Origin of the sequence: Pseudomonas sp. CVAP#3, from assembly GCF_018986375.1 — a bacterium.
Lineage (GTDB): Bacteria > Pseudomonadota > Gammaproteobacteria > Pseudomonadales > Pseudomonadaceae > Aquipseudomonas > Aquipseudomonas helvetica.
In genome coordinates, this window is sequence record NZ_JAHMSC010000003.1 from 112,911 (window position 1) to 125,271 (window position 12,361).

At 58.4% G+C, this 12,361-nt stretch carries 13 protein-coding genes; all 13 read right to left on the bottom strand.

Annotation, left to right across the window (positions count from 1 at the left end; translation table 11 throughout):
* Window positions 1–128: 128 nt before the first annotated feature.
* Window positions 129–1,604, bottom strand: a complete 1,476-nt coding sequence (locus tag KRR23_RS06700; RefSeq protein ID WP_216741860.1) for a sigma-54 dependent transcriptional regulator — start codon at window positions 1,602–1,604, stop codon at window positions 129–131.
* A 170-nt stretch (window positions 1,605–1,774) separates the two neighbouring features.
* On the bottom strand, window positions 1,775–2,071 hold the full coding sequence (locus KRR23_RS06705; protein ID WP_216741861.1) for a flagellar protein FliT: 297 nt from the start codon (window positions 2,069–2,071) through the stop codon (window positions 1,775–1,777).
* Between the two features lie 10 nt (window positions 2,072–2,081).
* A complete protein-coding gene (gene fliS, locus KRR23_RS06710; protein ID WP_123583992.1) occupies window positions 2,082–2,477 on the bottom strand; it encodes a flagellar export chaperone FliS in 396 nt (131 codons plus the stop codon).
* A gap of 129 nt (window positions 2,478–2,606) precedes the next feature.
* The gene (gene fliD, locus KRR23_RS06715; RefSeq protein ID WP_216741862.1) at window positions 2,607–4,055 is read right to left on the bottom strand and encodes a flagellar filament capping protein FliD; all 1,449 of its coding nucleotides are present in this window, start codon (window positions 4,053–4,055) and stop codon (window positions 2,607–2,609) included.
* An 83-nt stretch (window positions 4,056–4,138) separates the two neighbouring features.
* The gene (locus KRR23_RS06720; protein WP_216741863.1) at window positions 4,139–4,495 is read right to left on the bottom strand and encodes a flagellar protein FlaG; all 357 of its coding nucleotides are present in this window, start codon (window positions 4,493–4,495) and stop codon (window positions 4,139–4,141) included.
* Window positions 4,496–4,568: 73 nt separating this feature from the next.
* Complete coding sequence (locus KRR23_RS06725) at window positions 4,569–5,420, bottom strand: flagellin domain-containing protein (protein ID WP_216741864.1); 852 nt, start codon at window positions 5,418–5,420, stop codon at window positions 4,569–4,571.
* Between the two features lie 249 nt (window positions 5,421–5,669).
* Window positions 5,670–5,942, bottom strand: coding sequence for a hypothetical protein (locus KRR23_RS06730; RefSeq protein ID WP_216741865.1), 273 nt, complete (start codon window positions 5,940–5,942; stop codon window positions 5,670–5,672).
* Window positions 5,939–7,231 (bottom strand): motility associated factor glycosyltransferase family protein, encoded by a 1,293-nt coding sequence (locus tag KRR23_RS06735; RefSeq protein ID WP_216741866.1) that lies wholly within the window; start codon window positions 7,229–7,231, stop codon window positions 5,939–5,941. The genes KRR23_RS06730 and KRR23_RS06735 overlap by 4 nt, the downstream gene beginning before the upstream one ends.
* 81 nt (window positions 7,232–7,312) lie before the next feature.
* Window positions 7,313–8,239: a ketoacyl-ACP synthase III gene (locus tag KRR23_RS06740; RefSeq protein WP_216741867.1), complete on the bottom strand. Its 927-nt coding sequence runs from the start codon at window positions 8,237–8,239 to the stop codon at window positions 7,313–7,315.
* A 226-nt stretch (window positions 8,240–8,465) separates the two neighbouring features.
* Entirely contained in the window at window positions 8,466–9,518 is a 1,053-nt protein-coding gene (gene pseI, locus KRR23_RS06745) for a pseudaminic acid synthase (RefSeq protein WP_216741868.1), read from the bottom strand.
* 1 nt (window position 9,519) lies between these two features.
* Window positions 9,520–11,016: a UDP-2,4-diacetamido-2,4,6-trideoxy-beta-L-altropyranose hydrolase gene (gene pseG, locus KRR23_RS06750; RefSeq protein WP_216741869.1), complete on the bottom strand. Its 1,497-nt coding sequence runs from the start codon at window positions 11,014–11,016 to the stop codon at window positions 9,520–9,522.
* The gene (gene pseF, locus KRR23_RS06755) at window positions 11,013–11,720 is read right to left on the bottom strand and encodes a pseudaminic acid cytidylyltransferase (RefSeq protein ID WP_216741870.1); all 708 of its coding nucleotides are present in this window, start codon (window positions 11,718–11,720) and stop codon (window positions 11,013–11,015) included. The genes pseG and pseF overlap by 4 nt, the downstream gene beginning before the upstream one ends.
* Window positions 11,717–12,337, bottom strand: coding sequence for a pseudaminic acid biosynthesis-associated methylase (locus tag KRR23_RS06760; protein WP_216741871.1), 621 nt, complete (start codon window positions 12,335–12,337; stop codon window positions 11,717–11,719). The genes pseF and KRR23_RS06760 overlap by 4 nt, the downstream gene beginning before the upstream one ends.
* Between the last annotated feature and the right edge of the window lie 24 nt (window positions 12,338–12,361).

A 12,361-nucleotide genomic window follows, 5' to 3' on the forward strand; every position in this document is an offset into this window, starting at 1 on the left:
TTGGGCGGCGTGGGGCATCGTGCTCTCTCGCTTGGCTGACCGTCAGTTAAACGGAACGTTGCGAGGGACGTAGCAATACCCGTGCCTAAAAAAAACCGCCCTTTATTCAGTGAGTTGAAAAACAGGCGTCAATCATCCGCCTGTTCATCACCTTCGCGACGGCTCATGCCGTACTTGCGCATCTTCTCGACCAGGGTGGTACGGCGAATGCGCAGGCGTTCGGCAGCACGCGCCACGATGCCGTTGGCATCATCCAGCGCCTGCTGAATCAGGCCTTGCTCCAGACCACCGAGGTAGTCCTTGAGATCCAGCCCTTCTGGCGGCAGCATGGCGTTAGCGCTGAAGTCCGGGGTATGGCCATTGATGGCTACCCGCTCTTCAAGATCGCTGCGCAAGCTATCGACCAGTTGCTCGTCTTCGTCATCGACATAACGGAATTTCTTCGGTAACTCGACCACACCGATCACGCCGTACGGGTGCATGATCGCCATGCGCTCGACCAGGTTGGCCAGCTCACGGACGTTGCCCGGCCAGCCATGACGGCACAGCGACATGATCGCTGCCGAGTTGAAGCGAATGGAACCGCGCTTCTCGTGCTCCATGCGCGAGATCAACTCGTTCATCAGCAACGGAATATCTTCAACACGCTCACGCAGCGGCGCCATCTCGATCGGGAAAACATTGAGGCGGTAGTACAGATCCTCACGGAAGCTGCCGACCTCGATCATGCTTTCGAGATTTTTGTGGGTCGCGGCAATGATTCGCACATCGACGCTCTGGGTCTTGTTGCTCCCCACGCGCTCGAAGGTGCGCTCCTGCAACACTCGCAGCAGCTTGACCTGCATCGGCAACGGCATGTCGCCGATCTCGTCAAGGAACAGCGTACCGCCGTTGGCCAGCTCAAAGCGCCCGGCACGGCTGGTGATGGCCCCGGTAAAGGCACCTTTCTCATGACCGAACAGTTCGCTTTCCAGAAGCTCGGCCGGGATCGCACCGCAGTTGACCGGAACGAACGGCGCGTCGCGCCGCTTGGAGTGATAGTGCAGGTTGCGCGCGACCACTTCCTTGCCCGTACCGGACTCACCGAGGATCAGCACGCTGGCATCGGTGTCGGCCACTTGCTGCATCATCTGGCGGACGTGTTGAATCGCCCGGCTGGTGCCGACAAGGCTACGGAAAAGATTGGGTTCACGGTGACGACCGCGCTCGCGGGCCTGGTCGTACATCTCGCGATAAACCTGGGCGCGGTGCAGGGAGTCGAGCAACTTGCTGTAGCTGGGCGGCATTTCCAGCGTGGAAAGCACCCGGCGACGCTGGTCTTCCGGCAGGTCAACGGAAGAATTATCGCCCATTAACAAAACCGGAAGGAACTCATCCCAGGTAGCGAGTGTCTTTAACAGTCCCGGAAGAGAGCCAGGAGCATTTACCGTCCCGATAAGGACGCAAATAACTTCACGACTTGATGACAAAGAGCCGACAGCCTGCTGCCAGTCATGGCTACCGCAGGGTAAATTTTCTTCGCCGAGAAAATTTAAAATCACCGCCAGGTCGCGGCGGCGGACGCTATCGTCATCAATCAGCAGAATTTTGGTTTCACGCCACATGCAATAGCAACTTCCGTAGTCAACTCAATGCCCGAAATAAGTGGGCAAGCTAGACGCTTGCAGGCACGTTAAGCCTGATAGACGCCTGAAATCTTCAAACAGCCACTAGTTAAGTCAAAAAACCGTGCACAGTCAAATTTATGACGCACTACGATCGGATTAACTGAGGATTAACCGAACAGATGGTAAACCTTTGCCGCGCTCTGTGCTTGATGGATCTGCGACATCTCATCGAATATTGCCTGACGCTCTCCCGTCGCCGCCTCCAGCAACTGCCGATAAACCCCCAGCAGTTCCTCGAGGTTATCGCGTAACGCCACCTCATCCAGCGAAGTCTCACTCAAGACGTCTTCCATGCAGGAACGGCAATCCAGGTCAAGTTGACCGATAGCTTCCCAGTTACGCTCGGCCAGTGCATCGACCAGGGCTTCACGGGTTTGTTCGATACGCTGCAGTACAAGACTCATGGTGATCTCCTTAAAACTGCGGACCTGGCGCTGCGATGGCGTCCCAGCCTTCCTTGACCGTCCCCAGCAAACTGGCGACTTCGTCGAGGATCTTCGGATCGCTGTTGATATTAGCCTCCGCCAGACGCTTCATCATGTAGACGTAGAGATTATCCAGCTCCCCTACTTCATCCGCCTTGTTCTCAAGGTCCAGACCTTCACGCAGGCCGCCGATGATGCCGATGGCCTTGCTGATGAATACACCTTTGCCCGGAATATCCTTGCGCTCCATGGCGCCTTTGGCCTGAGCAATACGATCCAGCCCACCCTCCATCAACATCTGCACCAATCGGTGCGGACTGGCTTCGGAGGTTTGGGCCTGTGCTCCAATTTTCTGATATTGCCGAAGGGCTAACATCGGATTCATGCTCTACCTCATCACAACTCAAGGGCTCGTATAACCAATGTATCGTCTACGAGTCAAAAAACTTTAAATTCAAAAGGCAAAAACCCGGCGCGTTAAAAACGCAGCCGGGTTTTTGGCGCTGGCTCAAGATTAGCCGCCGGACTTCTGTGCGTTCAAGGAGGTGAAGAACGAGGTGATACTGGTCGACGTCGCCTTCATCTGCCCGACCAACAAGTCCATGGCATTGTACTTGGCCGTCAACGTCGCGGTCAGCGTGGTAACGCGCAAGTCCAACGCCACCTGCTGATTGGCCAGATCGCTTTTCTGCTTGTTCAGGCTGGTGGTGCGCTGATCAAGAATGCCATTGGTCTGCAAGTAAGGCTTGATCGCCGTACCCATCCGGGCCAGCAGGCCATTGGTGCTGTTGGTGCCGGTGAACAGCGTCTGAACCTGACTACTCAAGCCCTGGGTAGTCATCGCAGCGGTGAACTTGGTGGAGTCAAAGTTCAGCGTGCCGAGTTTCTGATCGGTCGTGATACCCAATTGCGATAGCACCGCCAACTGCCCCCCCGGTCCGGGAGTCACCAGCTGACTGCGAATATCGGCAATTATTGAACGAGGCACCGAGTCACCGGTCAGCGCAGCAGCGACGGTCAGTTTGCCATTGGCATCGGCCGAGGCCTGGGTCAGTGAGGTCACCGTCTTGACCAGCGTGTTATAGGCGTCAACAAACGACTGCACCGCGGTCTGCAGACCGGTGGTGTTGGTCGCCACGGTTACCGTCGAGGGACCCGGCGCAACCAACGTCATGCTCAAGCCACCCACCGCCTGATTGACGGTATTGGTTTTGCTGGTGACTGCCAGACCATCAATCGTCAGGCTCGCATCAACGGCCAGCGCACCGATCGTGCCGGCACTGGCGGGGTCAGGCATCGTCCCCCCGGTGGTCGACGAAGGATCAGGGATAGTCCCCATCATCTTGGTGCCGTCGATTTCCAGACCGGCAATACCACTGACAGTAAGGTCCGAGCCCTTGCCCGTGGTGGTCGACCCGAGCACCAGACGCGAACCGTTGCTGTCAGTGACGATGTTGGCCGTGATGCCTTTGGTTGTCAGCGTGGCGTTGATCGCATCGCGGGTGGACTGCAACGTCGCACCGGACGGGATAGTGACGTTGTAGTCAGTGCCATTTTGACTGATTTTCAAAGTACCAGTCGGAATGGCACTGGTAGCACCGCCTGCAAATGTAGCACTGGCAACTTTGGAACCGGTAGCCAGATTCTTCACATTAATGCTGTAAGTACCGTTAACCGCAGTGTTATCGGAGGTCACGGTCAAGTTCGCCGGAGTCGACGAGGTAGCCGCAAACCCGCCAAACGCAGGGCTTGTCGAACTATTGAGCTTGTCCATCGCGGCCTGATAGGCGGCCAAGGCACTTTTGAGCGAACCCACACCGGAAATTTTCGAGGTATTGAGCGTGGTTTGAGTGGTGATCTGAGTCTGCTTGGCCGACTTGTCGCTGTTGACCAAGGCTGTAACGATCGAACCGATATCCAGGCCGGAACCCAGACCTGTACCCGGTAAAATTGGACTTGCCATGTGCTTCTCCCTTTCTGTCTGTCGCCGGTCTTTTGACCACTCACGCCGTCAAACGAACGTGCAAACACTATTCATGCCAGTTATCAGGCTTTTGCGTCGAACAGTACATTGCTCGCCGAACTCAAACTGTCCGCCAGCTTCAACGCTTCTTCGGAAGGGATTTGTCGCACCACTTCACCTGATTCGGTGGCAATCACCTTCACGACCACCCTGCCGGAAGCCTCATCGATAGAGAACTCCAGGTTGCGCTTGATCGACTGTACGAACTTCTCGATCTCTTGCACGGCCAGTTTCAGCTTCTGCGCGTCCGCGTCCTTGCTTCCAGCCACAGCCTGAACGCTGTCATTACTGCTACGAGGTGCTGCAGCCGCTTTATCGACCGTCGTACTTGCCGGCTGAGCAGTCGGGTAAGACAAGTTCAGCTTCACGCTCATGTCCATATCCATCACCTCTTAACGTAAAAAGGCGAGAGAGCGCGACCAGCACACTCCCTCGCCAAAACTCATTCCGAAATTACTGAAGCAGCTTCAGTACAGCGGAAGGCAGTTGGTTGGCTTGAGCCAGAACCGAGGTGGAAGCTTGCTGCAGGGTTTGCTGCTTGGTCAGCTGAGCAGTTTCTGCTGCGAAGTCGGTGTCTTGTACGCGACCCAGTGCAGCGGTGGCGTTTTCGTTGACGTTCTGCAGGTTGGAGATGGTGCTGGTCAGACGGTTCTGTGCAGCACCGAGGTTTGCACGAACAGCACCAACGGAGGCGATTGCAGCGTCGATTGCAGTGATTGCGCCGTCGATCGCGGAACCAGCAGCAGCGAGGCTAGCACCGGTCAGAACAGTAGTACCGCTACCTACCGACAGGCTGACGGCGTCGAACTTGGTGCTCAGGGTCAGGGTGATCTGGTTGGCAGTACCGGTGTTGGAGCCCACTTGCAGGGTCATGCTACCAGCGGAACCGTCCAGCAGGTTTTTGCCGTTCAGGTTAGTAGCCTGGGAAATACGGGTCAGCTCGTCGGACATCTGAGTGAATTCCGCGTTGGTCGCGGCCTGGTCAGCTGTGCCGTTGGTGCCGTTACGTGCCTGGACAGCCAGTTCACGCATACGTTGCAGAATGTTGGTGGTCTCTTGCAGAGCGCCTTCAGCAGTCTGAGCCATCGAGATACCGTCGTTGGCGTTTTTGATAGCTACGGTCTGACCGCGGATCTGGCTGCTCATACGAGTAGCGATCTGCAGGCCGGCAGCGTCGTCTTTGGCGCTGTTGATTTTCAGGCCGGAAGACAGGCGAGTCATGGAGGTCTGCAGCGCGTTAGCGGCATTGTTCAGGTTCTTCTGAACAGACAGAGAAGCGACGTTAGTGTTTACGCCTAAAGACATGGTGAGTTCCTCGTTGGTTGGGTACTGCGGCTTCCGGCCCTGGCAACCGCCGGGTGTGGCCTAGAGAACCTTCGTAGTAGTTATCGTCGCGATTGCAGGTTGCTTGAGGGCTTTTTTGAAAAAAAATGCCATCACACTGCCACCCCCGCGAAAACAAAGGCCTCCACAAGACCCACGAGAGAAAAATGACGTCAGGAAATTGCCGAAAACAGAGAGGCGGGAGGGTCGCCTTGGCCGGCAGCGTACCGTTCAGAAGTGAGCGTGACTCGCCTCCAGCAAGTCGATCAATTCATACTCCATGGTGTCGGCCAACCCCAGCCAGTCCTGCGCTTCCTGAGAGGCCAGCATCGACATGAGCAATTGCGCCCATTGCAACTGGATATCTTCAGGGGCCTGACAAAGCAGGCCCTGCACCTTATCGAACACATCGACCATGGTCAGCGCAGCCTCGACGTCGCGCCCGAGACGAAACAACCCGGCGCACTGCCGACAATCGATGACACATTGTGCAAGCTCGCTCATTGCACGAACTCCTGATTGAACGTCGTTCCCACGATCATCGCCCCTGCCCGGCTGCTGTTAAAAAAGCGCACCTGCGGATGCCCGGCGATGTAGCGCTCCAGTTCGCACAGATAACTGCGGAAGTTCAACTGCGTCCTGACCCGCACCCCATGCCCATCAAGCACCCAGTGCTTGGCCTGGTTCACCCCCGGCCCCAGATCACCATCGTTCCAGCCGGCATGGGTTTTGTTCATCGGGAACGCAAAGTCGGCACCGAACAGGGTAATCCGCTCCGCCCCCATCTTCACCGCCAGATCCACGGCAGGATGAATCACGCTGCCACCGACATACAGTTCAGCCTTGCTGATCTCCTGGCGAATAGCGGCATAGACCGGGCTGGCGGAATACCCGACGTAACGCGTGCCCTGCCAGGCCTTCAACACCTGTGGGTCGCTCATTGGCAGGTACACCAAAGGGATGTTGCCGGTGTCCTCGGGCGGCAAGTGCCTGAAGCTGATGCGTCGGTCGATACTGACCACCAGATCCGGCCGGATGCCGTGCTCGCGCAATGGGCGGTACGCCGTATCGACACTGATGAACAACGGCCGCTGATCACGCTCGCGTATCGCCCGGAGCTGATCGAAATGCAGTTCGAGGCTTGGCCCTGTGCCGATCACATAGACTTCCCGACCGGTACACGTCGCGAACAACTCGGCCACATCGCGATCGCTGCCGACGAGCTCACGACTCTCCTCCAGCCGCTCAATGATCGCTGGAGACTGCGGATCGAACTCACGATTATTGAAGGTAAGGTGCACTTCGCTGATCAGCCGATCCCGAATCTTGGCATTGAAATCATCTGCCAGCAGCATCTCGGACGGTAATGCAAAAAACGGCAGGTGGATGTCCGACAAGTCGCCGGCATAGATCAACTCGACCCGTGAATCACTGAGCCAGTGCCGCTGATCGAGCAACTGCAGCGTCAACGAGAAAATCGCGCCATTGAGGATATGCACGTACAAACGCTGAAGCTCGGTGTTTTCAAGCAGTACTGACTGCAAGTCACCCAGCCCTGCACCGTAGACATGCACCACCTCGCTTGCCGGCGGCAGGCTGGCCGCTTGCAACCGCGCTTCACGCGTACGGTCATGGCGACTGGTGAGCTGGATACCGGCAATGCTCAGGGTCGACCCCAAACCTTCCACCAGCTCAGCCTGAACCGCCGCACTGTCTTCAGTCATCAACCGTACATGCAGCGCCGGCCAGCGACGCTCTATCACCTGGAAATTGTCTTCAACGCTGTCGCTCATGCTGCCTCAGCTGTCATTCAGGCAAAAAAATAGCGTCCAAGGTTACACCTTGGACGCTATTTTTATGCCACAGGATTTAGCTCAAGGACGATAAATAATCGCCGAACCCCACGAGAGCCCCACACCAAAACCGCTCAGTGCAACGCGCTTCCATTTGGCGTCAAGTACGTGTTTTTCCAGCAACAACGGAATGCTCGACGACACGGTATTACCGGTCTCGACCATGTCCTTGATGAATTTCTGCGGATCACCCTCAAAACGCCGCGCCACGGCGTCAACAATCGCCGCACTGCCTTGGTGAATGCAGAATGCATCGATATCGTCGGCGTGCAGACCGGACTCGTCGAGCAACTCGTGCAAATGCGCCGGGACTTTCAGCAATGCAAAGTTGAACACTTGACGACCGTTCATGAAGAACACCCCGTCAGTGACTTTCAGGTGCGGTGCACCAGAACCGTCGGTGCCGAACTTGGCCTTGCCCAACTGCCACGGAGCATCTTCGCCCATCCAGGTCGCGGTGGCAGCATCACCGAACAGCATGGTGGTGTTGCGGTCTTCGGGGTCGACGATTTTCGAGTAAGGGTCGGCGGTCACCAACAGGCCGTTCTTCAGGCCCACGGCTTCCATGAAGCCCTTGATCGCATAGATGCCATAAACGTAGCCAGAGCAGCCCAGGGAGATATCGAAGGCGGCAACGGTGGTCGGCAGGCCGAGCTTGTCCTGAACGATCGCTGCGGTGTGCGGCAGACCTTCTTCGTCGCCGTTCTGGGTCACGACGATCAGCACATCGATCGATTCGCGCTTGAGCGCCGGGTTGTTGGCAAACAACGTATTGACCGCTTCGACACACAGGTCCGAAGTTTCCTGCCCGGCGTCTTTACGCGGCAGGAAAGCGGAACCGATCTTGCCCAGGATGAATTCCTCATCCTTTTCGAATTTTGCACCTTGTGCGTAATTGTCCACGCCGGCTACAGGTACGTAGCTCGCAATGCTCTTTATGCCAATCATTACGGCTTCCCAATAATAAACAGCTGAATACCCCCGTTCGCACGAATCGAGGGGCGCCGACACATAGATTTTGCGTTGCCCGCAACGGGCAACCACGGAAAGCCTAAAGGGCTATCACTGAGCCGATTACCGGCCAGGCGCCATCTTCCCGATCAATACAATACAGTGAAGATGCCCGTTATGACTCGCAGGTCACGCTATTTTGCGCAATCAGCCACACAAGCGCTCATTCGATCAGCGACCAGGCCAGCGCTGTGCCGCGCTTTAAAGGCCCGCGTGCACGTCGTCCGATAATACTTTCAGCGTGTTTGGGTGCCAGTCCCAGCCCCGGGCGAATGGCTCGCAGGTTCTGTGACGTGAACACCTCGCCGGCGGCCATGTCCTGGGCAACGTACAGCGAACGACGATACACCAGCGACTTTTGCTCGGCGTCCGTGACACCATAATGCACCCGGCCCATGGCCTGCCAGGCGCGCTCGGTCTCGACCACCAGGCTGGCCAGCTCGGCCGGCTCCAGCGAGAAACTCGCGTCGACGCCTCCGGCAGCCCGGTCCAGGGTGAAGTGTTTTTCCACCACCGTCGCCCCAAGGGCCACGGCCGCCACCGAGACCCCGACGCCCATCGAATGATCGGACAGCCCCACTTCGCAACCGAACAGCTCGCGCAGGTGCGGGATGGTTCGCACATTGCTGTTGGCCGGCGTGGCCGGGTAGGTGCTGGTGCATTTGAGCAGCACCAGGTCCTTGCAACCGGCCGCACGTGCCGCACGCACGGTTTCATCCAGCTCGGCAATGCTGGCCATGCCGGTGGAAATGATCAGCGGCTTGCCAGTGGCGGCGACCCGACGAATCAACGGCAGGTCAGTGTTCTCGAAACTGGCGATCTTGTAGGCCGGCACGTCGAGACTTTCGAGAAAATCCACGGCGGTGTCATCGAAGGGCGTCGAGAACGCCAGCATGCCCAACTCTTTGGCTCGGGCAAAGATCGGTGCATGCCATTCCCACGGCGTATGCGCCTTCTCATACAGCGCATACAACGAAGAGCCGGCCCACAGGCTATTGGGGTCCTTGATGAAAAACTCACCTTGATCCAGGTCCAGGGTCATGGTGTCGGCGGTGTAGGTTTGCAATTTCAAGGCATGCGCGCCGGCCTTGGCCGCGGCCTCGACGATCTGCAACGCAACTTCCAGCGACTGATTATGGTTGCCGCTCATCTCGGCGATGATGAATGGCGGCGCATCGGCACCGATCATCCGGTCGCCAATCTTGAAGCTAGTCATGTCAGTGCTCCTTCAATACGCGCGTGAACACGCAAGCGCTCTGGGTAAATCCGGCTTCGCGAAACAGGCTCAGCGACGGCCGGTTGGCAGGCAACACCTGCGCGGTGATGGTATGCACTTGCGGCCAATGGGCCGTCACAAAGGCTTCGCCGCGGGCCAGCAGCGCCCTGCCCCAGCCCAGACCGAAGCGGCCTTCGAACAAATAAATCGAGACTTCGGCGCTCACCCCATCAAGGTCATAGCGCAACACGCCAACCGGGCCATCACCGGCCTCGGCAATCAACAGCAAGCGCTGCTCATTGCTCAAACTCGCGGCCAGCCAGGCCTGGTGCGCTTGCCAGTCGATGCTGCGGTTGTCCAGCGACCAGCGCCGTACCGCCTCGGCATTACGTCCATCAAACAACAGGCGTGCATCATTCTGCGTTGCCTTGCGCACCGGCAGCACCGCACCGAGCAGCGCTGCCGCGACCCGCTGCGCGCCACGGCCATCGACCAATTGCCGGGAGCGTTCGGCCAGACTCTGGCGCAAGTCCCGATTGCCTGCGACAAAACCGATGGCCTGGCGCAGTTGCTCGACGCTGACCTGCTCCCGCGCGCCCAGGAACACATGGGCGCCCGAAATCGCCATAACCTCGCCATTGGCCTGCTGATTATTCGACACCGCAATGCAAATCGTCGGCAGCCCCATGGCCGCCCGCTCCCAACTGGTGCCGCCACCGGCACCGATAAACAGGTCGGCTTCGGTCATCAGCCGGTAAAAGTCGCTGACAAAACGCTGCAAACGCCAGTTCGGGCGACTGGCCGCCAGCGCCTGCATCTGCTCCCACGCAGGGTTGTCGGCACCGGCGACGAAGTCGACTTGCAGCTCAGGGAAATCGCTCAACGCGAGCATCGCATGGTGAGTCTGCCTCGCCGCATCGAAGCCCCCGAAGTTCACCAATACGCGTTTGGCCCGGGGTTTGATTTCAATCGCCGGACAGCAGAATTCATCGCGCAACATGGCGAAGCGCGGGCCAAGCAACGTCTGGCATCCGGGGGCAAGCAGCGAAGCATAGGCCTCTGGCGTGCCGGAAAGATTCTGGTTGAGCAACAGATCGACGCTATAGGTGCGCGTCGCCAGATCATCCACTGCGCCGATCAGTGGCGCCCAGCGGCGGGCGGCGGTCTGCCAGTGGTGATCGAGGCCGTAATGGTCGGCAATGATCCAGTCGAACGCCGCCTGCTGCTCCAGCACCTGTCCCAGCGCGGCGATGTCCGCCTGCCACGGCAGCAGGCTCTCGATGGCTTGCTGCGGGTCTTCATCGGGATAGCGTTCCGGCAGCGCGAAGGTTTCAAAGCCTTCAGCGGCAAGACTGTCGAGCCGATGCCCAGGCAACCGTCGACAGGCGAACGCCACGTGCGCGCCCATCCGGCGCAAGGCTCTGGCCAAGGTCAGGCAGCGGGCGATGTGGCCGCTGCCAATGGTCGGCGAGGCGTCGGCACGGATCAGCACTCTCACAGCAATTCACCGCCAGCCTTCAGTGCCGCGTACAGGTACTCGGCCCGCTTCCAGTCTTCGAGGGTGTCGATGTCCTGCACCAGATAGCGCGGCAGGATCACCGGCAAACTCCGGGTCGAATACAACACATCGCCGCGCAACCAGGCACTGCTGCGGCCCCAATAGAATTGCCCGGCGTCCTGATAGGCCGGCGGCAAATCCTGGGACCGCGTGTTACGAAATTCCGGGTACAACGCGCTCAAGGCGCCCTGATCGTCAAGGGTCAGGGCACGCTGCACGGGAAAACCGAAGTCGCACACCGAGAACGCGAACGACTTGTCCGGGTGCAGTTCCAGTCGCTGCAAACCCTGTTGCAGAAACCGCGTTTGCAGCAGTGGCGCGGTGGCGTAAATGCAACAGGCGTAATCAAAGTCATTGCCCTGTCGATGCAGTTCTTCCAGTGCATGGACAATCACCGCCGCCGTGCCGGTGAAGTCGTCAGCCAGCGCCGCCGGGCGCATAAACGGTACCTGCGCACCACTGGCGCGGGCCAGGTCTGCGATTTCATCATCGTCAGTGCTGACCACCACCTGGGCGAACAACCCCGAATCGAGAGCGGTTTTGATCGAACGGACAATCATCGGCACGCCGTCGAACAGCTTGAGGTTCTTGCGCGGTATGCGTTTGCTGCCACCGCGGGCCGGGATGATGGCGACGTTGCTCAACGGCGTTTTTCCAGAAGAAACCAGGTGATATCGTCCACCGGGAATTGCGGGTCGCGGTGGTAACCAAACCCGTAATCCACCAGTTGCAAGTCATCATAGCGATCAAGCATTTCACCGGCAAAATCGCGTTTGAACAGCTTGCCGCTGTTACCGCGATACGACACCTCGACCGGCGCCGGGTTGTAGTACTCGGCGATCAGGATGTAGCGCCGGCTCAGTTCATAGAGCTGCGCATAGGCCGCTGGCAGCAGCTGCGGTGCCAGGTGAATCAGCACACCTTTACTCAGGGTCAGGTCGAAGGTGCGTTCGAGGGGAAAATCGAACAACGAACCGTGCCAGATCTGCGCAATCCCCAGCGCCTGCGCCTGGGCGCACGCGCTGGCATTGATCTCCACGCCAAACAGCTCGCTCTGCGGCAACAACTGACGGAGCGCCTGCAGGTTATTGCCGGCATTGGTGCCCAGCTCCACCAGGCTTTCGATACGCCCGGCCCGGGTCAGAGCCTTGGCAAACAAGGCCAGGTTGGCCGCCACCAACGGCTGGCCGACGTTGCGGTCGACGTACTGGTTGCCGAAATCGCCTTGCCAGAATTTTTCCTGCTCACTGAGTTCGCGCATCACACATTCCCATTCGCCGCCATG

What these genes read in the sequence shown, in the direction of transcription:
- KRR23_RS06700 (WP_216741860.1), bottom strand. Translation starts at nt 1,604, where the DNA reads ATGTGGCGTGAAACCAAAATTCTGCTGATTGATGACGATAGCGTCCGC.
- KRR23_RS06705 (WP_216741861.1), bottom strand. Translation starts at nt 2,071, where the DNA reads ATGAGTCTTGTACTGCAGCGTATCGAACAAACCCGTGAAGCCCTGGTC.
- fliS (WP_123583992.1), bottom strand. Translation starts at nt 2,477, where the DNA reads ATGAATCCGATGTTAGCCCTTCGGCAATATCAGAAAATTGGAGCACAG.
- fliD (WP_216741862.1), bottom strand. Translation starts at nt 4,055, where the DNA reads ATGGCAAGTCCAATTTTACCGGGTACAGGTCTGGGTTCCGGCCTGGAT.
- KRR23_RS06720 (WP_216741863.1), bottom strand. Translation starts at nt 4,495, where the DNA reads ATGGACATGAGCGTGAAGCTGAACTTGTCTTACCCGACTGCTCAGCCG.
- KRR23_RS06725 (WP_216741864.1), bottom strand. Translation starts at nt 5,420, where the DNA reads ATGTCTTTAGGCGTAAACACTAACGTCGCTTCTCTGTCTGTTCAGAAG.
- KRR23_RS06730 (WP_216741865.1), bottom strand. Translation starts at nt 5,942, where the DNA reads ATGAGCGAGCTTGCACAATGTGTCATCGATTGTCGGCAGTGCGCCGGG.
- KRR23_RS06735 (WP_216741866.1), bottom strand. Translation starts at nt 7,231, where the DNA reads ATGAGCGACAGCGTTGAAGACAATTTCCAGGTGATAGAGCGTCGCTGG.
- KRR23_RS06740 (WP_216741867.1), bottom strand. Translation starts at nt 8,239, where the DNA reads ATGATTGGCATAAAGAGCATTGCGAGCTACGTACCTGTAGCCGGCGTG.
- pseI (WP_216741868.1), bottom strand. Translation starts at nt 9,518, where the DNA reads ATGACTAGCTTCAAGATTGGCGACCGGATGATCGGTGCCGATGCGCCG.
- KRR23_RS06760 (WP_216741871.1), bottom strand. Translation starts at nt 12,337, where the DNA reads ATGCGCGAACTCAGTGAGCAGGAAAAATTCTGGCAAGGCGATTTCGGC.